Source organism: Nonomuraea sp. NPDC005692, assembly GCF_040631115.1.
Taxonomy (GTDB): domain Bacteria; phylum Actinomycetota; class Actinomycetes; order Streptosporangiales; family Streptosporangiaceae; genus Nonomuraea.
Window position 1 is genome coordinate 19254 of record NZ_JBEXYU010000022.1, and the last position, 19417, is coordinate 38670.

Annotated in this window: 19 protein-coding genes; 9 read left to right on the plus strand and 10 right to left on the minus strand. The window is 71.7% G+C overall.

The window, feature by feature from the left end; all coding sequences use genetic code 11:
• Window position 1: 1 nt before the first annotated feature.
• Together ABZ459_RS34380 and ABZ459_RS34385 are read left to right on the plus strand one after the other, a co-directional pair.
• Window positions 2-913 carry an NAD-dependent epimerase/dehydratase family protein gene (locus ABZ459_RS34380; RefSeq protein WP_357979331.1) on the plus strand — a complete coding sequence of 304 codons (912 nt, stop codon included), beginning with the start codon at window positions 2-4 and terminating at the stop codon, window positions 911-913.
• On the plus strand, window positions 910-1794 hold the full coding sequence (locus ABZ459_RS34385) for a Gfo/Idh/MocA family oxidoreductase (protein WP_357979333.1): 885 nt from the start codon (window positions 910-912) through the stop codon (window positions 1792-1794). Before ABZ459_RS34380 ends, ABZ459_RS34385 begins: the two co-directional genes overlap by 4 nt.
• Here the strand turns inward: ABZ459_RS34385 and ABZ459_RS34390 are convergent.
• From ABZ459_RS34390 to ABZ459_RS34405, 4 genes are all read right to left on the minus strand, one after another.
• Entirely contained in the window at window positions 1778-2602 is an 825-nt protein-coding gene (locus tag ABZ459_RS34390; RefSeq protein WP_357979335.1) for a hypothetical protein, read from the minus strand. The genes ABZ459_RS34385 and ABZ459_RS34390 overlap by 17 nt on opposite strands.
• Window positions 2603-2673: 71 nt before the next feature.
• The gene (locus ABZ459_RS34395) at window positions 2674-3678 is read right to left on the minus strand and encodes an acetamidase/formamidase family protein (protein ID WP_357979337.1); all 1005 of its coding nucleotides are present in this window, start codon (window positions 3676-3678) and stop codon (window positions 2674-2676) included.
• Window positions 3675-5042: an APC family permease gene (locus tag ABZ459_RS34400; RefSeq protein WP_357979339.1), complete on the minus strand. Its 1368-nt coding sequence runs from the start codon at window positions 5040-5042 to the stop codon at window positions 3675-3677. The genes ABZ459_RS34395 and ABZ459_RS34400 overlap by 4 nt, the downstream gene beginning before the upstream one ends.
• 57 nt (window positions 5043-5099) lie before the next feature.
• Window positions 5100-6179: a substrate-binding domain-containing protein gene (locus ABZ459_RS34405; protein WP_357979341.1), complete on the minus strand. Its 1080-nt coding sequence runs from the start codon at window positions 6177-6179 to the stop codon at window positions 5100-5102.
• Window positions 6180-6230: 51 nt separating this feature from the next.
• Here ABZ459_RS34405 and ABZ459_RS34410 point away from each other — a divergent pair, with 51 nt between their 5' ends.
• Window positions 6231-6716 carry a MarR family transcriptional regulator gene (locus ABZ459_RS34410; protein WP_357979343.1) on the plus strand — a complete coding sequence of 162 codons (486 nt, stop codon included), beginning with the start codon at window positions 6231-6233 and terminating at the stop codon, window positions 6714-6716.
• On the opposite strand, the gene ABZ459_RS34415 is transcribed toward ABZ459_RS34410, so the two are convergent.
• The 3 genes from ABZ459_RS34415 to ABZ459_RS34425 form a co-directional block, all read right to left on the minus strand.
• Window positions 6685-7167, minus strand: coding sequence for a cupin domain-containing protein (locus tag ABZ459_RS34415; RefSeq protein WP_357979345.1), 483 nt, complete (start codon window positions 7165-7167; stop codon window positions 6685-6687). The genes ABZ459_RS34410 and ABZ459_RS34415 overlap by 32 nt on opposite strands.
• A 28-nt stretch (window positions 7168-7195) precedes the next feature.
• On the minus strand, window positions 7196-7390 hold the full coding sequence (locus ABZ459_RS34420) for a hypothetical protein (RefSeq protein WP_357979347.1): 195 nt from the start codon (window positions 7388-7390) through the stop codon (window positions 7196-7198).
• A 72-nt stretch (window positions 7391-7462) separates the two neighbouring features.
• On the minus strand, window positions 7463-8740 hold the full coding sequence (locus tag ABZ459_RS34425) for a Glu/Leu/Phe/Val dehydrogenase (protein ID WP_357979349.1): 1278 nt from the start codon (window positions 8738-8740) through the stop codon (window positions 7463-7465).
• Between the two features lie 240 nt (window positions 8741-8980).
• Here ABZ459_RS34425 and ABZ459_RS34430 point away from each other — a divergent pair, with 240 nt between their 5' ends.
• The 4 genes from ABZ459_RS34430 to ABZ459_RS34445 all read left to right on the plus strand — a co-directional run bounded on the left by ABZ459_RS34430 (window position 8981) and on the right by ABZ459_RS34445 (window position 13085).
• Window positions 8981-10510, plus strand: a complete 1530-nt coding sequence (locus ABZ459_RS34430; protein WP_357979351.1) for an alkaline phosphatase D family protein — start codon at window positions 8981-8983, stop codon at window positions 10508-10510.
• 9 nt (window positions 10511-10519) lie between these two features.
• Window positions 10520-11245, plus strand: coding sequence for a class I SAM-dependent methyltransferase (locus ABZ459_RS34435; protein WP_357979353.1), 726 nt, complete (start codon window positions 10520-10522; stop codon window positions 11243-11245).
• A gap of 63 nt (window positions 11246-11308) precedes the next feature.
• Complete coding sequence (locus tag ABZ459_RS34440) at window positions 11309-11899, plus strand: RNA polymerase sigma factor (RefSeq protein ID WP_352352506.1); 591 nt, start codon at window positions 11309-11311, stop codon at window positions 11897-11899.
• Window positions 11892-13085: a CU044_5270 family protein gene (locus ABZ459_RS34445; RefSeq protein ID WP_357979355.1), complete on the plus strand. Its 1194-nt coding sequence runs from the start codon at window positions 11892-11894 to the stop codon at window positions 13083-13085. Before ABZ459_RS34440 ends, ABZ459_RS34445 begins: the two co-directional genes overlap by 8 nt.
• 140 nt (window positions 13086-13225) lie before the next feature.
• On the opposite strand, the gene rocD is transcribed toward ABZ459_RS34445, so the two are convergent.
• The 3 genes from rocD to ABZ459_RS34460 form a co-directional block, all read right to left on the minus strand.
• A complete protein-coding gene (gene rocD / locus ABZ459_RS34450) occupies window positions 13226-14431 on the minus strand; it encodes an ornithine--oxo-acid transaminase (protein ID WP_357979357.1) in 1206 nt (401 codons plus the stop codon).
• Between the two features lies 1 nt (window position 14432).
• Entirely contained in the window at window positions 14433-15230 is a 798-nt protein-coding gene (gene ddaH, locus ABZ459_RS34455) for a dimethylargininase (protein ID WP_352323414.1), read from the minus strand.
• Window positions 15231-15351: 121 nt separating this feature from the next.
• Window positions 15352-15840 carry an Lrp/AsnC family transcriptional regulator gene (locus ABZ459_RS34460; protein ID WP_357979360.1) on the minus strand — a complete coding sequence of 163 codons (489 nt, stop codon included), beginning with the start codon at window positions 15838-15840 and terminating at the stop codon, window positions 15352-15354.
• Window positions 15841-15931: 91 nt separating this feature from the next.
• Here ABZ459_RS34460 and ABZ459_RS34465 point away from each other — a divergent pair, with 91 nt between their 5' ends.
• Together ABZ459_RS34465 and ABZ459_RS34470 are read left to right on the plus strand one after the other, a co-directional pair.
• Entirely contained in the window at window positions 15932-18280 is a 2349-nt protein-coding gene (locus ABZ459_RS34465) for a GH1 family beta-glucosidase (protein WP_357979362.1), read from the plus strand.
• Window positions 18281-18479: 199 nt separating this feature from the next.
• Window positions 18480-19367 carry an MBL fold metallo-hydrolase gene (locus tag ABZ459_RS34470; protein WP_357979364.1) on the plus strand — a complete coding sequence of 296 codons (888 nt, stop codon included), beginning with the start codon at window positions 18480-18482 and terminating at the stop codon, window positions 19365-19367.
• The last annotated feature ends 50 nt before the right edge of the window (window positions 19368-19417 follow it).

Sequence of the window (19417 nt, forward strand, 5' to 3'; positions counted from 1 at the left end):
CATGGGTAAGCACGTCGTCGTGGGGTCCGGCCAGGTCGGCACGCACCTGGCCGCCAAGCTCGCCGCGCAGGGGCACGAGGTCGTCGTCGTGACCCGCTCGGGCCGCGGGCCGGAGGGCACGGTCAGGGTGGCCGCCGACGTGGCCGACCAGGCCCGGCTGTCCGAGCTGGCCAAGGGGGCCGACGTCCTCTACAACTGTGTCAACCCGGCCTACCACCGCTGGCTGACCGACTGGCCGCCGATGGCCGCCTCGTTCCTGGCCGCCGCGGAGTCGAGCGGGGCCGTGCTCGCCATCCTGGGCAACCTCTACCCGTACGGGCCCGTCTCCGGACCGATGACCGAGGACCTGCCGCTGGCCTCCACCACCCCCAAGGCCCGGGTGCGGGCGAAGATCTGGCACGACGCGCTGGCCGCCCACCGCGAAGGACGCGTCAGGGTGACCGAGGTGCGCGGCTCGGACTTCTTCGGCCCCGGCGCCACCGACCAGTCCCACCTGGGCACCCGCTTCATCCCCGCGCTCAGGGCCGGCCGGACGATCCGGCTGGTCTTCCCCGCCGACGTCCCGCACAGCTGGACCTACCTGCCGGACGTGGCCGACGCCCTGATCACCGCCGGCGCCGACGAGCGGGCCTGGGGCCGCCCTTGGCACGTGCCCACGAACGACCCGATGACCTTCCGCGAGGTCGGCGCCCGGATGGCCGCCCTGCTGGACCTGCCGGAGCCTGCGATGACCACGCTGCCGTGGCCGCTGCTGCGGACGGCCGGGCTGTTCTCGCCCATGATCGGCGAGCTGCGGCACGTGCGCTACCAGTTCACCGCGCCCTACGTGCTCGACTCCTCGGCGTTTCAGCAGGTCTTCGGCGTCGCGCCTACGCCGGTGGAGGCCGCGCTGAAGGCTACGCTCGACGGATGAAGATAGCCATGATCGGCCTGGGCGACATCGCGGAGAAGGCGTACCTGCCCGTGCTCGCCGCCCAGTCCCTCGACCTCCACCTGTGCACCCGCAACACCGCGCGGCTCGACCGGCTCGGTGACGCCTACCGCGTCGCCGACCGGTCCACCAGCGTCGACGAGGTGATCAAGGCGGGGGTCGACGCCGCGTTCGTGCACGCCGCGACCGAGGCGCACCCGGAGATCGTCGAGCCGCTGCTCAGCGCCGGGATCCACGTCTACGTCGACAAGCCGATCGCCTACAGCCTGGCCGAGTCCGAGCGCCTGGTGCGCCTGGCCGAGTCCGAGGGCAGGTCGCTGATGGTCGGGTTCAACCGCCGCCACGCCCCCGGCTACGCAGGGCTCATGGCCCTTCCCCGTCATCTCGTGCTGCTGGAGAAGAACCGCGACAACTACCCCGACGCGCCCCGGCGGGCCATCTTCGAGGACTTCATCCACGTCGTGGACACGCTCAGGTTCCTCGCCCCCGGCCCGGTCACCGAGACCAGGATCCGCACCCGCGTCCGCCGCGACCTGCTCGAACACATCGTCCTCGAGCTGTCGGGCGCCGGGTTCACCGCGATCGGGGTCATGAACCGGGTCAGCGGCGCCGCCGAGGAGACCTGCGAGGTCATGGGCGACGGCATCAAGCGGCGCGTGGTCAACCTCGGCGACGTCCTCGACTACGAGGGCGGCGAGACGCTCACCAGGCGGCCCGACTGGGTGCCGGTCGCCCGGCAGCGCGGCATCGAGCAGATCTGCCAGGAGTTCCTGCTCGCGGTCCGCGAGGGCCGGGTGATCAGCGCCGACGACGCCCTGATCACCCATGCCATCTGCGAAGAGGCCGTCAGCCAGGCTTCCTGACCCGCATCGACTCGTCGGCCCTGGCGAACATGCGGTCGAACGTCGTCCCGCCCAGCCGGGCGAGCACCGTGTAGCCGTCGGTGTCGCTCAGCGGGCTGGAGGAGGAGACCACGCCCGCCACCGAGTCGCCGTACAGCACCGGGCCGCCGCTCCCTCCGGCGGCGGCATGGCAGTTGCGGGTGACCATCAGCCCGGGGCCCACCGTCGAGCCCTCGACCGCGTCGCCCAGGCACCGGTACATCTGCGTACCGGGGTAGCGTTTGCCCGCCGGGTAGCCGAGCAGTTCGAGCCCGCGCAGTTCGGCGCCGCGGCTCGTGCGCAGGGGCGGCAGGCCCTGGCCGACCACGTCCTCCAGCGGGCGCCTGCCCTTGACGACCCCGACCAGGCCGACGTCGTACGGCAGCACGTCGGGGGAGTCGGGGTTCGCCCGCCAGCGGTCCGGCGCCCACGTGCGCACCGCGGACCAGACGCCGTGCCGTGGGTTGCCCCTGTCGAACCCGGGCATGAACACCAGCCGCTTGAGCGGCCGGCCGTCGTGGTAGAGGCAGTGCGCGGCCGTCAGCACCAGGCTGCGGCTGCGCGAGCCGATGATCGCGCCGCCGCACCACACGTCGGTGCGGGTGACGGGATCATGGCCGAGCAGCACCCCGGTCAGCCGCCGCGCCCCCGTGTAGGGGCGCGGGACCGGCGCGTAGCCCAGGCGGTCGCCGTCCGGGGTCAGCACCTGGGGGACGGGGACGCTGCGCTGCGCGACATCGGTGACGCCAGCCGGATCGAGCAGGACCAGAGACAGTACCAACCTGAGCACTTTCCCACTCTACGGGGAAGATGATCAATGCTCTGACCTGCGACACCAAGGTTTACCTAAGTGGGGGATTGTCATGCGTCGTACTGGGCGCCCAGAGCGCGCAGGCGGGCGTGGGCGTCCTCGTACACCGAGGGGGCGCCCAGGTAGGTCTTGGGCAGCTTGGCGACCATGGTGTAGTTGGTGTCGCACACGTTCCCGACCGGCGCCTGGCCGGCCTGGCTGACGAGCTGGTACGCGTCCAGCGTGTCGAGCCCGGTCAGCTCCGACGTCCAGGTCACCAGGTCGTGCTGGCTGATGCGGTAGGCGTCCTCCAGGGGCCTGGCCGAGCCGGTGGACATCAGGTGCAGGTCGTCCTCCAGCCGGGGCCACGGCGTGGCCACGCCCTTGATCAGCTCGACCGCGACCACGGTGTTCATGGCCGCCTCGACGGCCGTGCCGCAGACCTCGCCGTGCCCCTGCAGGCCGTGGCCGTCGCCGATCGAGAACAGCCCGCCCTCGACGTTGACGCCCAGGTAGACGGTGACGCCGGCGCGCAGCTCGGGGGTGTCCATGTTGCCGCCGTGCGCGTCGGGGGTGATGGTCATGCGGGCCTCGTTCGCGCCCGGGGCCACGCCCACCGTGCCGTGCATCGGGTCGAGCGGCAGCGCGACGCTGAAGTCGCTGTTGCGCGCGTGGTAGACGGCCACGCCCTTGTCCACGTCGATGTCGTAGCGCCAGACCCGCTCCTCCAGCGGCGGCTGGAGCGTCGCCGTGGTGTGGGTGCCGGTCAGCGCGCCGAAGTGCGGGAACGTGGTGGAGACCGCCCAGTCGCGGGCCGGGGTGATCTTGACGAAGTGCAGCGCCAGCGTGTCGCCCGGCTCGGCCCCCTCCACGTGGAAGGGACCGGTCACCGGGTTCAGGTACGGGAACTCGCAGACCTGCGACGGCAGGTCCGCCACGGTCCGCACCCGGCCGCCGAAGCAGTCCTCGGTGTACAGCTCCAGCACCGTCCCGGGCCGCACCCTGCCCAGGGCGGCACGGCCGCCGAAGGTGTAGCTGAGCTCCTCCGGCGAGGGGTGGTAGGAGACGACGTTCACTTGACCTCCGAAGGGAGAACGGGCCTGCGGCCGATCAGATAGCTGACGCCGAGGACGACGAGACCGACCGCCAGCCAGATCAGGCCGACCGTCTGGGTCACCAGCTTGGTGTTGTACACCACGGCGGCCAGGACGAGGAAGCCTATCGCCGGCGCGATCAGATGGGCCCACACGTTCCGGCTGCGCCTGCGGAACCGGTAGTGGACGACGACGGCCACGTGCAGGATCAGGAAGGCGGTCATCGCGCCGAAGTTCACGAGCTGGCTGAGCAGCGCGATGCCGTCCTCACGGCTGTTCATGTAGAGGCCGATGCCCAGCGACAACACGGCGACCGCCAGCGTGGCGTTGACCGGCACCTGGTGCTTGGGGTGCACCTTGGCCAGGAACGAGGGGAGCATGCGGTCGCGGGCCATCGCGAACAGCAGCCGCGAGGTGGCCGCCTGGGCGACCAGCGAGTTGGCGAAGCCCCACGCGATCGCGGTGGCGACCGCGGTCAGCACGCTCAGCCAGTGGCCGCCGGCGAACTCCGCCATGCGGTAGAAGGCGTCGCCGGCGGGGTCGCCCTCGGCGATCAGCTGCGCGCGGTCCGGCATGAGCAGCGCCGCGACCCATGTCTGCGCCACGAACAGCACCGCGGCCAGTCCGAGCGCGGCCACCATCGAACGGCCGAGCCGCCTGCCGTCCTCCTTGTTCTCCTCGGCCAGCGTGGAGATGCCGTCGAAGCCGAGGAAGGACAGCACCGCCGTGGCCGCCGCGCCGAACACCAGCGTCCAGCTGAACGCGGAGGACTCGAAGATCGGGGTGAACGCGCCCGCCTGGGCCTTGCCCTGCGCCAGGGCGATGCCGCCGACCACCAGGAAGATCGCCAGCACGGCCAGCTCGGCGACCAGCATCACCCGCGTGATGCGCGCGGTCATCTGGATGCCCATGTAGTTGACCGCGGTGTTGAGCAGCACGAAGATGACCAGCCAGCCCCACACCGGGATGCCGGGCACGAACGAGTTCATGGCCAGGCTGGCGATGAGGTAGAGCAGCGACGGCACCAGGATGTAGTCGAGCAGGATCGCCCATCCGGCGATGAACCCGACCGGCGCCGAGATGCCGCGCCCGGCGTAGGTGTAGACGGAGCCGGCCATGGGGAACGCCTGGGCCATCTGCGAGTACGACAGCGCCGTGAACGCCATGGCGACCAGGCCGATGATGTAGGCCAGCGCGACCATGCCGCCGGACGACTGGAACACGCCGCCGAAGATGCCGAACGGTGCGATCGGCACCATGAAGATCAGGCCATAGATCATCAGGTCGGCGAAGCCCAGAGAGCGTTTGAGCTCTTGGCGGTAGCCGAACTGCTCAACGGTGCTCATAGTGCGCGGCTCCTTGTTGAGGTTGGGGGGCGATTGGCACCTTAGAGCCAAAGCTTTCTAGTGAAAAGGTTTCTCAAGCAAGAAATCCAGGCCGTCCGCCCTGCCGAGGTGCACCGTGCGCCGCACCTGCCGGTTCAGCAGCGTGAGCGGGCCGCGCGCGCTGACGATCGTGGTGCCGTCGGCGACCGCGTCGAGGGCGGGCACGGCCAGGCTGCCCGCCCGTCCGGACAGGGCGGCGAGCATCGCGACGGCCTCGTAGCAGCCCTGGCCGTGGGCGTTGAGCATGGGGGCGTGCGGGCCGAAGCGTTTGGCGTAGCGCTCGGCGAAGTGCAGGCTGGCCTCGGTCGGCAGGTCGCGGAAGTAGCCCATCGACGCGTAGAGCTCGCCGGTGCCGTCGCCGCCGATGCCGAGCAGGCCGTGCTCCTCCAGCGCCCCGCACAGCCGGGCCGCGCCGAGGCCGGCGGCCGCGTAGGCGCGGTTGAAGGCGACCAGGTCGCTGCCGATCAGCGTGAGCAGGATCGCGTCGGGGCGGGCGTCGGCGATCCGGCCGAGCCAGGAGGCCGCCTCGCCGTAGCGGACGAACGCCTCGCCGACGACGGTCGCGCCGCGCGCGCGCAACCGGCGCCGGGCGCCCGCGTGCACCAGGCGCGGCCAGACGTAGTCGTTGCCCAGCAGGTACCAGCGGCGTGCCCGGTGGACGCTGACCAGCCATTCGATGCCCGGTTCGAGCTGCCTGCCGGGGGTCTCGCCGAGGAAGTAGACGCCCGGCGCGTGCCCCCCGCCCTCGTACGGCGGCGCGTACACGAACGGGACCCGCCCGCCGATGGCCGCGACCACGTCGATCCGCACGTCGCTCGCGTGCGTGCCCACCACCGCCTCGACCGTGCCGGACGCGACCAGGCCGGCCACCTCGGCCGCCACCTCGCGCCCCGGCCGCCCGCCGTCGACCAGCACCAGCTCGATCTGCCTGCCGAGCACGCCGCCCCGGGCGTCGACCTCCTCGGCGGCCAGCACCGCGCAGTTGATCGCGCACGGCCCCACCAGCCCGAGCACCCCCGACACGGGCACGACCAGGCCGATCCGGACCGCGTCCGAGGGGATGAGCCGGGCCTCGAAAGGATCGACGATCGCCGCCACGCCGACGAGTATCCTCCGAACTAGCTCTCCGGTGAAAGGACCTGATCTCTCATGGCTAAATCCGGGCTGGGGTCCTCACTCGCGTACGTGCTCAGCCGCGCCGAACGCGACGTCACGCGCGGTCTGGCGGCGACCCTGGCCGGCGAGGACGTCACCGTCGAGCAGTGGCGCATCCTGCGCGCGCTGGCCGACGGGCGCGGCCACTCGATGGGGGAGCTGGCCGAGGCGGTGCTCATGCCGCACCCGACGCTCACCAAGGCGGTCGACCGGCTGATCGACCGGGCGCTGGTCCACCGGGGCGCGTCGGCGGGCGACCGGCGGCGGGTGGCGGTGTTCCTGGCCGACCGGGGGCGCGACCTGCTGGCCCGCGTGGACGGCGCGGTGGCCGAGCACCACCGGGCCATCGCCGCCGCATTCGGCCAGGAGCGCACCGAGCGGCTGATGCGCGAGCTGGAAGACCTGGCGGCGGCCCTCGACCGGGCCTCGGCGCAGGCGCCGGGCCCCGTCAGTCCAGCCAGTACGTGTCGTGGCGGATGAAGAACTCGGCCTTCTCCTCCTCGCTCTTGCCTGCCAAATCGAGCAGCCCCTCGAAGTAGCCCTCGCGCGGGGCGCCGGGGGCGAAGTGCAGCAGCATGGTCGCGGGCTCGCCCGACTCGTTGCGGAAGGCGTGCACGCCGCCCTCGGGCACGTGCACCCAGTCGCCGGGGCGGGTGTCGATCCAGCGGCTGCCGTCGTAGATCCGCACCGATCCGTCGAGGACGTAGAACGACTCGGAGATCGACTTGTGGAAGTGGGGGCTCGGGCCGGACGGCTCGGGCCCCATCACCCAGCGGTAGAGCCCGAACTGACCGTTGGTGGTGGCCCCGGTGGCCAGGTAGTGGACGGTGTTGCCGCTCGGGTAGGTCAGCTCGGGGGCGTGCTCGTAGGGGCGGTACGTGGCGGACAGTTCGCCCTTGTCGCCCGAATAGCGTGGTTCCGGATAGGTCATGAGGCCATCCTGCCCGACCAGCCCGCGATCAGCTCCGGCGGTTCTTCCCGTCGTGGCCGGACCACAGCAGCAACGCCAGGCCCACGACCGCGAGCCCCAGGTAGGCCGCCAGCGGCAGCTCCACGAACCGCCCCACGAACCCCCACTCCGTGTCGAACCAGACGCGCCCGGCGAACCCGCCGAGCCCTTGGATGATGGCGATGACCCCGATGAAACCCCTCATGACCCCGACCGTCGCAGAACGGGACCCGCCCCGGCATCCGACCTTGGGCGGGTCACGTGCGACCAAAGTAGGTCAGGGGTAGAGGCCCCGCATGCTGTGGGCCTCGGCGACCCGGCCCACGCCGATCACGTGCGCCGCCTCCCGCAGCGTCAGCCCGCGCTCGGCGGACATCGACTTGACCTCGGCGAAGGCGCCCTCCATCAGGTCGCGCAGCTTCACCTCGACCTCGCGTGAGCTCCAGGAGAAGGCCTGCATGTTCTGCACCCACTCCAGGTAGGACACGATCACCCCGCCCGCGTTGGCGAGGATGTCCGGCACGACGGTGGTGCCGTTCGCGGCCAGGATCTCGTCGGCCTCCGGCGTGGTGGGGCCGTTGGCGCCCTCCACGATCAGCCGGGCGCGCACGCGGGGCGCGTTCGCCTCGGTGATCACGCCTTCGAGCGCGGCCGGGACGAGCACGTCCACGTCCAGCTCGAACAGGTCGTCGTGGGCCATCGCGTCGGCGTGCGGGTAGCCGGCCACGCCGCCGGTCTCGGCCACCCAGGCGCGCACGCGGGCGACGTCGAGGCCGCCGGGCGCGTGGACCGCGCCGGTGACGTCGGAGACGGCCACCACCTTGCAGCCCTCGTCGGACAGGTACTGCGCGGCCAGCGCGCCCACCTTGCCGAAGCCCTGCACGGCGACCGTGACGCCTTCAGGCGAGCGTCCGAGCGCGGCCAGGGCCGCGATCTGCACGCCGCGCGAGGTCGAGCCGGTGCGGCCGAGCGAGCCGCCGAGCGTCATCGGCTTGCCGGTGACCACGCCGGGCACCGAGTAGCCGGCGTTGACGCTGTAGGTGTCCATGATCCAGGCCATGGTCTGCTCGTCGGTGCCGACGTCGGGGGCCGGGATGTCCTTCTCCGGGCCGATCAGCGGCAGGATCTCGTTGACGTAGCGGCGGGTGAGCCGTTCGAGCTCGATGGTGGTCAGCGCGCCCGGGTCCACGGCCACGCCGCCCTTGGCGCCGCCGTACGGGATGCCGACCAGTGCGCACTTCCACGTCATCCACATCGCCAGGGCGGTGACCTCGTGGATGTCGGTGCTGGGATGAAAGCGGATGCCGCCCTTGGCGGGGCCGCGCGAGACGTTGTGCTGGACGCGGTAGCCCTGGACGACGTCCATGCGTCCGTCCTCGCGGCGCACCGGGACCGAGACGGTCAGCGAGCGGCGGGGCGTGGCCAGCATCGTGCGGAGGCCGTCGTCGAGCCCGAGGTGGGCGGCGGCCTGGTTGAGTTGGTGAAGAGCGGAGTCGAGCGCCTGTTGACCAGGTGTGATCAGCGCCGGCGTCTTTGACGGCACCATGATGCTCATGGTCGAGTTTCCTCCTGTATGCGCGCCCATTTTGTGGGAGAAGGCGCCGTTGCCTTCCCTCTTGGGCGTGTTGTCTCGATCATCCTAGGCCGGGCAGTTTGACCTTGCCTAGGTTATGAAGGGATATCCAAGCCGTTGATCAACGTGCCGGGAACGTGCCACTCTGGCAGGCTGTCGAGCGAGAGTGTGCCGAATCGTCGAAAACCGGAGGGTTGGATGCCCGCACTCGTGGTTGGGCCGATGTTGCGTCACGTCGACTCGGTCAGTGCCTCGATCTGGGTGGAGACCAGCGAGCCCTGCACGGTCACCGTCGAGACGGCAGGCGGGGCTTATCGGTCGCCCACCTTCACCGTGCACGGTCACCACTACGCGATCGTGGATCTCGTTGAGCTGTCCCAGGATATCGCCTCCTATTCCGTCAGCCTCGACGGGGACCAGGTCTGGCCCCTGGCGGGTCGCCCGGCCAGCCGGGTGCGGCTGCTGCCCGCCGAAGGGCCCCGCAGGCTGGCGTTCGGGTCGTGCCGCACGAGCGTGCCGCACGACTCGGCCCACGTGCGCACCCACGGCGACGACGTGCTGCGCGCCTACGGCGTGAGCCTCATGCGCGCCGACGAGGAGGAGTGGCCCGACCTGCTGCTGCTCCTCGGCGACCAGGTCTACGCCGACAGCCCCTCGCCCCAGATGCTCGACTACATCCACGCGCGCAGGACCACCGAGCCACAGGGCGAGATCGCCGACTACGAGGAGTACGCCGAGCTCTACCGCCAGGCATGGACCGACCCCGAGATCCGCTGGCTGCTGTCCACCGTGCCCACCGCCATGATCTTCGACGACCACGACCTGCGCGACGACTGGAACACCTCCCAGCCCTGGCGGGAGAAGATGGCCCTGACGAGCTGGTGGCCGCGCCGCGTGGTCGCCGGGCTCGGGGCCTACTTCGTCTACCAGCACCTCGGCAACCTGACCCCGGCCGAGCGCGCGGCCGACGCGCTGGTGCGCGAGCTCACCGAGGGCGGCGGCGACGGCGGCCCGGCCCTCGACGCCTTCGCCGCCAAGGCCGACGCCGAGCCGAGCAGCAACCGCTGGAGCTACACCCGCGACCTCGGGCACACCCGGCTCATCATGATCGACACCCGGTGCGCCAGGCAGCTCACCCCCGGCGACCGGCGCATGCTCGACCCCGAGGAGTGGGCCTGGCTCCAGGAGCAGGCCGCCGCCCCCGCCGAGCGGCTGGTCATCGGCTCCTCGATCCCGTTCCTGCTGCCGGAGGGCGTGCACGGCGTCCAGAACTGGAACGAGGCGCTGTGCGACGGCAAGTGGGGCCGTACGGTGCAGCGGTGGTCGGAGCAGCTCCGCCAGGCCGTCGACCTGGAGCACTGGGCGGCCTTCCGCCGCTCGTTCGAGGACCTGGGCAGGCTGCTGGTCCGGCTCGGCAAGCCGGCGGTGATCCTGTCCGGCGACGTCCACTACTCCTACCTGGCCAAGGCCTCGGCCGGGCAGATCTACCAGGTCGTCTGCTCGCCGATCCGCAACCCGCTCAGCCGGCTGCTGCGCTGGGCCAACGTGCTCACCCAGTTCGGGCTGGCGACGCTGGTGGGCAGCCTGCTGGCGCGGCTGGCCGGCATCCCGCGGCCGCCGTTCCGCTGGCGGGTGACCAAGGGCCCGCTGTTCCAGAACGCCCTGGCCACGCTGACCTTCCCCGACACGATCACCTGGTACGAGTCGGTGGGCGACGGTGTCAGACCGATCGACTCGGCCCGGCTGGCGTAGAAATGACCCATGAATGACGACCAGTACTCCAGGGCCGTGCCGTTCTACGACCTGTGGCACGAGGACGGGCACGTCCCCGAGATCCGTGAGTCGCTGCCGCCCCTGCTGAAGGGGGTGCGGCGCGGCGTCATGGAGATCGGCGCGGGCACCGGCCTGATCACCGAGCTGATCGTGCGTGAGACGCCGGGCGAGGTGTTCGCCGTCGAGCCGGCGCTCGCCATGCGGTCGGTGCTGCTGTCGCGGCTGGCCGCCAGCGAGGAGGCCCGGCGCCGGGTCACCGTGCTGGCCTGCGGGGCGCTCGACGTCGACGTCGACGAGCCGGTCGAGGCCGTCGTGATGATCTCGGTGCTGCAGGCGTTCCCGGCCGGGCGGCGGGAGGAGCTGTGGCGAGTGCTGGCCAGGCAGCTCGAACCGGGCGGGCTGCTGCTGTTCAACTGGCGCGAGCGGCCCGCGCCCACGCCCGGCGAGCTGGAGCTCATGGGGTCCTACCAGGTCGGGCGGCACGCCTATGAGGTCTGGGGCCAGGTGCTCGACGTCCGCGGCGAGACCGTGCGCTCCCGCTTCCTCTACCGGGTCAGGCAGCGCGGCGTGGTGATCGGCGAGGACGAGGTGACCAGCGAGGCCCACCGGCCCGGCGGCGACCGGCTCGCCGCGGAGCTGACGGCGGCCGGGTTCACCAGGGACGAGGCCCCCGACGGCCTGTCCGCCTGGCGAAAGGCGGCATACCCGAAATAGGTGGAACCGGGCTTCCGGGTGCGGCCAACAACAGGGTGACCGCATGAGAGAGGACCGGATGTGGTGAGTGTCGAGGACACAACCGCAACGCTGGATGACTCGACCCTGATCGGGCATTCGCTGAGCGATCCTGAGCGTTTCGCCGCGCTCTTCGACCGGCACGCCGACGAGATCCACAGGTACGCCGCCCGCCGCCTGGGCGCCGAGCTGGCCGACGACGTGACGGGGGAGGTGTTCCTCGTCGCCTTCCGCGGCCGCGGCCGCTACGACCGCACCCTGCCCGACGCCCGTCCCTGGCTGTACGGCATCGCCACCAAGGTCGTGTCCCAGCACCGCAGGGCCGAACGGCGGCGCACCGCGGCCATGGCCAGGGTCGGCGCCGAGCGTCCGGGCACGTTCGACGAGCGCAGCGCCGACCGGGTCACCGCCGAGCAGCTCCAGCCCCGCCTGGCCAGGGCGCTGACCAGGCTCAGCGCGAGCGAGCGCGACCTGCTGCTGCTCGTGGCGTGGGCCGACCTGACCTACGAGGACGCCGCGCGCGCCCTCGGGGTGCCCGTCGGCACCGTCCGGTCCAGGCTGCACCGGCTCCGCGTCAAGGTACGCAGGGCGCTCGGCGGCATCGATCCCTTCGCAGAGGAGCCCCAGCATGGATGACGAGATCCGGACGTTCGCCGACGGCAGGCCGTCGGCGCCGGCGTACGAGCCGCAGGCCCGCGCGCGGGCCAGGGAACGGCTGCTGGCCGAGGCGCGCGGCGGGCGGCGCCTGCGGCTGCCGAGGCTGGGCTGGCAGGCGGCCGCGGCCTTCGGCGTCACGGTGGTCCTGGTCGGCGGCGTGGCGGTGGCGCTGTCCGGCCAGGGCGGGACGGACGCCCGCCCGGCCACCTCCGTGCTGCTCGCGGCCGGCGAGCTGAACCCCCGGCCGGACCAGTTCATCCTGATCGAGTCCGACACCATGTACGGCTCGCACTCGATCGACAGCTCCGGCGCACAGAGCCGCTACCTCTACCGCCAGCACCGCAGGATCTGGAAGTCCGTGGACGGCAGCAAGGACGGCCTGCTGCAGATCGAAGGCCGCGAGCCGCGCCCCTGGCCGGGCGAGCCGCTGCCCGCGGACGCCACCAGCCGGCAGGGCAGCGAGTGGAACCGGCTGGCCGCCTGCCCCGACCGGCGCGGCCCCTACCGCGACGACTACGCCTACCTGAGCACCCTCCCGGCCGACGCCACGGGCATGCGCGACCGCCTGTACCAGTCGTCCCCCAAGGGCGGCAAGGACGTCGATCCCGACGCCGTCGCCTTCACCCGCGCCGGCGACCTCGTCAGGGAGAACTACCTGCCCAAGGCGCAGCGGGAGGCCCTGTTCGAGGTGGTGAAGGCGATCCCCGGCGTCGAGGCGGCCGAGGGCGTCGCCGACTCCTCGGGACGCGTGGGCGTGGCACTGGGCCGGGTCGCCGACTGGGGCGTACGCGAGGAGCTGATCTTCGACCCGGCCGGGCACACGTTCCTGGGCGAGCGGCAGGTCGTGGTCGACGCCAAGGCGGGCGCGCCCAAGGACAGCGTCCTGGCGCTGACCGCCCAGCTCGACGTCTCCGTGGTGGACGCCCTGCCGGAGGCCCCCGGCGCCGCCCCCGACGCGAGTTGCATGGCGGAGACCCTGGCCCCCACGCCCGTCCCGTCGGAGTCCGGCTCGACGACGGCGGAGCTGCCGACGGCCGAGGCGACGATCACGTTCACCCCGGAGCCGACCAGCGTGCCCGCGGCCGAGTCGACCGGCGAGCCGGAGCCGACGGTGACGCGTACCGTCACCCCTACCCCGATGGAGAGCGCCCCCGCCGGTTCGTGACCCCCGGCCGGCCGACCACCCAGCAGGCCCACAGGGCGCGCCGTCACGGCGGCGCGCCCTTGAAGGGTCAGCGGCCGTTTCCTGGAGGGCCGCCGGCCGTAGTACGGCGGGTGGCGTGACCAGGCGAAGCCGTAAGAGACCTAGAGGTCTTCAAGGACGGCGGCGAGCTGGTCGACCGCCCAGACCAGGTCCTCCTCGGAGATCACGATCGGCGGCGCGAGCCGGATCGTGGACCCGTGGGTGTCCTTGGCGAGCACGCCGCGCGCCATCAGCGCCTTGGAGACCTCGCGCCCGGTGCCGAGGGCCGGGTCGATGTCCACGCCCGCCCACAGCCCGCGCCCGCGCACCGCCACCACGCCCTTGCCGGCCAGCTCGCGCAGCCGCGCATGCAGCACCTCGCCGAGCCGGGCGGCCCTGGCCTGGAACTCGCCGGTGTTCAGGATGTCGATGACGGCGATGCCGACCGCGCAGGCCAGCGGGTTGCCGCCGAACGTGGATCCGTGCTGGCCCGGCTTGATGACCCCGAGGACGTCCTCGTCCGCGGCGATGGCCGACACCGGCACCACGCCGCCGCCGAGCGCCTTGCCCAGGATGTAGACGTCGGGGACGACCTTCTCGTGGTCGCAGGCGAACGTGCGGCCGGTGCGCCCGAGGCCCGACTGGATCTCGTCGGCGATCATCAGCACGTTGTTCTCGGTGCAGATGCGCCGGACCTCGGTCAGGTAGCCGTCCGGCGGCACCAGCACGCCGGCCTCGCCCTGGATAGGCTCGACGAGGACGGCCACGGTGTTGTCGTCGATCGCCTCACGAATCGCCTCGGCCGAGCCGTAGCGGACGATCCGGAACCCGGGCGTGTACGGCCCGAACCCGTCGTGCGCGTCGGGGTCGGTGGAGAAGCTGATGATCGTGGTGGTGCGGCCGTGGAAGTTGTCCTCCATCACGATGATGTTGGCCTGCTCCGGCGCGACGCCCTTGACCTCGTAACCCCACTTGCGGGCCACCTTGATCGCGGTCTCGACGGCCTCGGCGCCGGTGTTCATCGGCAGGATCATGTCCTTGCCGGTGAGGTCGCCGAGCCCGGCGCAGAACTGGGCGAACTGGTCGTGGTAGAAGGCCCGGCTGGTCAGCGTGAGGTTCTTCAGCTGCTCCTGGGCGGCCTCGATGATCTTCGGGTTGCCGTGACCGAAGTTCAGTGACGAGTAGCCCGACAGGCAGTCGAGATAACGCTTGCCCTCGACGTCGGTGACCCACGCGCCGTGCGCCTCGTGGATGACCACGGGCAGCGGATGGTAGTTGTGCGCGCTGCGGCGCTCGCTTACTTCGATCAGCTCTGCGCTGGTGCTCATGTTACTTCTCCCCCCTGATCTCCAGTGTGCAGCACTTGGGACCGCCGCCCGCCTTGCGCAGCTCCGACAGCTCGACCGGGATCACCTCGTAGCCGTGCCGCTTGAGCTCCAGCTGGAGCCCGGACGCCTCGGAGTTGATCACCACGTTCCTGCCGTCGCTGACCGCGTTGAGGCCGAGCACCTCGGCGTCCTCGGCGGTCGCGATCACCGCGTCCGGGAACATCGCGCGCAGCACCTCCTGGCTGCCCTGGGAGAAGGCGCCGGGGTAGTAGGCGACGTTGCGGCCGTCGAGCGGGAACAGCGCGGTGTCCAGGTGGTAGAAGCGCGGGTCGACCAGCTTCAGCGAGACGACCGGGCGGCCCAGGTACTCCTGCGCCTCCTGGTGGGCGACCACGTCGGTGCGGAAGCCGGTGCCGGCCAGGATGACGTCGTCGAGGGTGAGGAAGTCGCCCTCGCCCTCGTTGACGTGCGTGGGCTCCAGCGTCGGGTAGCCGCGCTCGACGAACCAGCGCAGGTAGGCCGGGCCCTCGGGGCCGCGCTCGGGGAAGGTGAAGCGGGCGCCGTAGACCCGGCCGCCGACGACCAGCGCGCCGTTGGCGGCGAACACCATGTCGGGCAGGCCCTCGATCGGGTCGATGAGGCTGACCTGGTGCCCGAGCTCCTCGTACGCCGACTTCAGCCCTTCCCACTGCCGGATCGCCACCTCACGGTCGGCGCCGGCCTCGGGGTCCATCCACGGGTTGATGGCGTACTCGACCGCGAAGTAGTCCGGGCGGCACATGAGGAAGTGTTTGGGCATGCAGGGCTCCGTCGTCATTGCAGGGGAAGTTCCCGTGTCGGGGGAGACGAGCACAGCCTAAGAATTGACGTTTGCGCAGGCCAAGCGGTGCGCATTGCGCGTTGGCGCAGGTCTGTTGCGTCTATCGGCCGGCGACGTGCGATCCGTTGCGCGACTCCGTCAGGGCGGCTCCGGGAGGGGTGTCGACCAGCCGCGACAGCACGATCGAGCTCTTGGTCCGCACCACGAAAGCCTGCGCCGCGATGCGCTCGATGACCCGCTCGACGTGCCGCACGTCCGTGGCCCTGATGTGCAGCAGCGCGTCGGCCTCGCCGGTGATCGTGGCCGCCGCCACCACCTCGGGGAACTTGGCCACCGCCAGGGCGATGTCCGACGGCTTGGTCTTGCCCTGGCAGAACAGCTCGACGTACGCCTCGGTGGTCCAGCCGAGCGCCTGCGGCGCGACCCGCGCGCTGAAGCCGGTGATCGCCCCGCTCTTCTGCAGCCGGTCGACCCGCCGCTTGACGGCCGACGCGCTCAGCCCCACCTGCTGGCCGATGTCCGCGTAGGTCGCGCGGGCGTCGTCGACGAGCGCCGCGATGATGTCACGATCGAGCCGGTCCAGTTCCACGGGCTCTGTATACCGCCTGGCCAGGCTGGCGCGCGACGAGCGGCGCGCGGGAGACTGGGCGTTCGGTCCACTGCCGGAGGATTGCCGCCACATGAACAGCGCACGTTTTCCCGAGGGTTTCGTCTGGGGGGTCTCGACGTCGGCCTTCCAGATCGAGGGCGGCACGGCCGCCGACGGCCGTGGGCCGTCCATTTGGGACGCCTTCGCCGGTGGCCCGGCCGACGCCTGCGACCATTACCGCCGATATCGCGAGGACGTCTCGCTGATGAAAGACCTGGGAATGGCCGCGTACCGGTTCTCGGTGAGCTGGCCGCGCATTCTCCCGGACGGCTCCGGAAAGGTGAACGCGGCCGGTCTCGACTTTTACCAGCGGCTGGTCGACGCACTGCTGGAGGCGGGCATCACGCCTTTGGCCACCCTCTATCACTGGGATCTGCCGCAGGCGCTGCAGGAGCGCGGCGGATGGCCGTCCCGCGACACCGCCCGCTGTTTCGCGGACTACGCGGCGATCGTGGCCGAGCGGCTGAGCGACCGGGTCGCCACCTGGTTCACCGTCAACGAGCCGTGGGTGGCGGCCTTCGTCGGCCACGGCTCGGGGGTGCACGCGCCGGGCCGCCGGTCGGCCGCCGAGGCGTTCAGAAGCGCTCACCACCTGCTGCTCGCCCACGGCCTGGGCGCCCAGGCCCTGCGCGCCGCCGGGGCCGCCGAGGTGGGGGCCGTGCTCAACTTCTCGCCCGTGCTGACGCCGGCCCAGGTCGGCGACTTCGACCGGCCGCTGTCGGAGGAGGACGCCGAGGCCGTGGCCAGGATCGACGCGCTCGTCCACCGGCAGTTCCTCGACCCGATGCTGCGCGGCGCCTACCCCGCCGACCTGCTGCCGGTCATCGAGGAGCACGCCGGGCTCGGGCACGTCCACGACGGCGACCTGGCCGACATCGCCCAGCCGCTCGACCTGCTCGGCGTCAACTACTACGCGCCCGCCGTCGTCCAGGCGCAGCCCGGCGAACCGGCCGATCCGGCTTATCCGGGAAGCGCGGGCGTGCTTTTCAGCACCATTCCCACGGCGGTCACCGCGATGGGCTGGCCGATCGTCCCGAACGCCCTTTCCCTGGGACTGCGGCGGCTCGCCGGCGAATATCCCGGGCTCGAACTCATGATTACCGAGAATGGCGCGGACTTCGTCGACACGGTCACTCCCGACGGCATTCACGACGTCGACCGCGTGCATTTCATCGAGGAGCATCTGCGGGCCCTGCGGACCGCCGTCGAGGCGGGCGCGAACGTCCGCGGATATCTCGCCTGGACGCTGCTCGACAATCTCGAATGGGCCGAGGGATACCGGCGCAAGTTCGGCCTCGTGCACGTCGACTTCGACACCCAGCGCAGGCGGCCCAAGGACAGCGCGCTGTGGTACCGCGACGTGATCAGGCGCAACGGCCTGACCGAGGCCCCGCCCAGGCGTCCCACGCTGGAGACCGTGGCCGCCCGCGCCCGCGTCTCCCGGGCCACCGTCTCCCGCGTCGTCAACGGCGAGGCGTCGGTCAGCCCCGAGGTGCGCTCCACGGTCCTCCAGGCCGTCAAGGAGCTCGGCTACGTGCCCAACGCCGCCGCCCGCAGCCTGGTGACCCGGCGCACCGACACCGTCGCGCTCGTGCTGTCGGCACCCAGGCACGCCGCCGACCCGATGGTCGCGGCCGTCGTCCAGTACGTGACGAGCCTGCTGGAGGGCGCGGGCAAGCAGATCACCCTCATGCTCGCCGACACCGCCGAGAGCCAGCGCCGCGTCGTCCGGCACGCCGAGGCGCGGCTGGTGGACGGCGTCGTCCTGCTGCCGCCCGAGCGGGGCGACACCCTGGCCGAACGGCTCTCGCGCACCGGCGTGCCGCTCGTGCTGCTGGGCCGGCCGCCGGTCGCCTCGCTGGTGCCGTACGTGGACGCCGACAACGCCGCGGGCGCGGCGGCGGCCACCGAGCACCTGCTGGCCACCGGCCGCCGCCGCATCGGCATGATCTGCGGCCCGATGGACCTGGTCGCCACCCAGGACCGGCTCGCCGGCCACCGCGCGGCCCTCGACCGCGCCGGGCTGCGGCCCAGACTGGCGATCGGCGACCTGACCCGGGCCTCCGGCACGGCGGCGGCCGGGCAGCTCCTCGGCGACGCCCCCGACCTGGACGCGATCTTCGCGGCCGACGACCAGATGGCGATCGGCGCGCTGCTGGCGGCCCGCGCCACGGGCCGGCGAGTGCCCGACGACCTGGCGATCGTGGGCTTCGACGACATCGACGCCGCCTCGGCCACCACTCCCGCCCTCACCACCGTCCGGGTGCCCGTCACCGAGCAGGCGCTGGCGCTGGCGCGGCTGCTGCTGTCGCGGCTGGAGGGCAGGAGCACCACGCCGGTCGTGCTGCCCACCCGGCTGGTGGTACGGGAGTCGGCATAGACGGAAACCGCGCGGCTTCGCGAAACGATCGCTTTCTCGGATTCACTTGACAATTTCCGAAATGGCTATCTCTCCATCGGCGTATTTTTGAGATCAGGATATTCCGGAAAAGTCAACGGCGCTTTTCATTTGTCCCCTCCCCGGCGGGCGTGATAGTAAATCGGGCGTCAATTCTCGCCATTCCGGGAAGGACCACGCCATGAACGAGCCATCGGCCGACGTCGTCTGGAGCGTCGACCGTCGCTGCACCAACTGCGACGCCGCCCGGCAACTGGCCCCGGAGCTCATCGCCGAGGTCGCCGGCCGCTCCACGGTCGTCCGCGGGCCGCGCACCGAGACGGAGGAGCGGGCGATGTACGCCGCGGCGTTCGCCTGCCACACCCGATCGATCCGGCGCGGCACGCGCGGACCGGATCCCGCGCTCGATCCCTTTCCGCTGCCGCTCACGGAGCACGTGTACCTGTGCGGCCACAATTCGCCGCACACCGCCGGCGCGAACGCCTATCTGCTGCGCCGGCCCGCCGGGAACCTCATGATGATCGACACGCCGCGCTGGAGCGCCTCCCTGGCCGCGCGGTACGCCGCGTGCGGCCCGATCACCGACGTGCTGCTCACCCACCGCGACCACGCCGCGCACGGCCGCCAGTACGCCGACCGGTTCGGCGCCCGCCTGTGGATCCACGAGGGGGACCTGACCGCCGCCCCGGACGCCGACCGCGTTCTCCGGGGAGAAGAGCCGGTCGAGATCGCCGACGGCGTGACGGCCCACCCGCTGCCCGGGCACACCGAGGGCAGCGTGCTGTACGTCGCCGACGAGAGGTACTGCTTCAGCGGCGACAGCTTCTACTGGTCCAGGTCCGCCGGGGACCTCGCCGTCGCCGAGTCGGTCACCTGGTACTCCATCACCGTGCTGGCCGCGTCGCTGGCCCGTACGGCGGCGCGGATCCGGTTCGAATGGCTGCTGCCCGGCCACGGCGACCGCAGGCGGCTGCCCGCCGAGGAGTTCGCCCACAGGATGCGCGACCTGGCCGGGCGTACCGCGGAACTCGGGCCCCGGCCGATCGACTTCTCCGCGCTGCGCTGGTGAGCCGGATCCTGGCGGCGTGCGGCTTGATGGGGGAGGATCGGGTGGCAAGA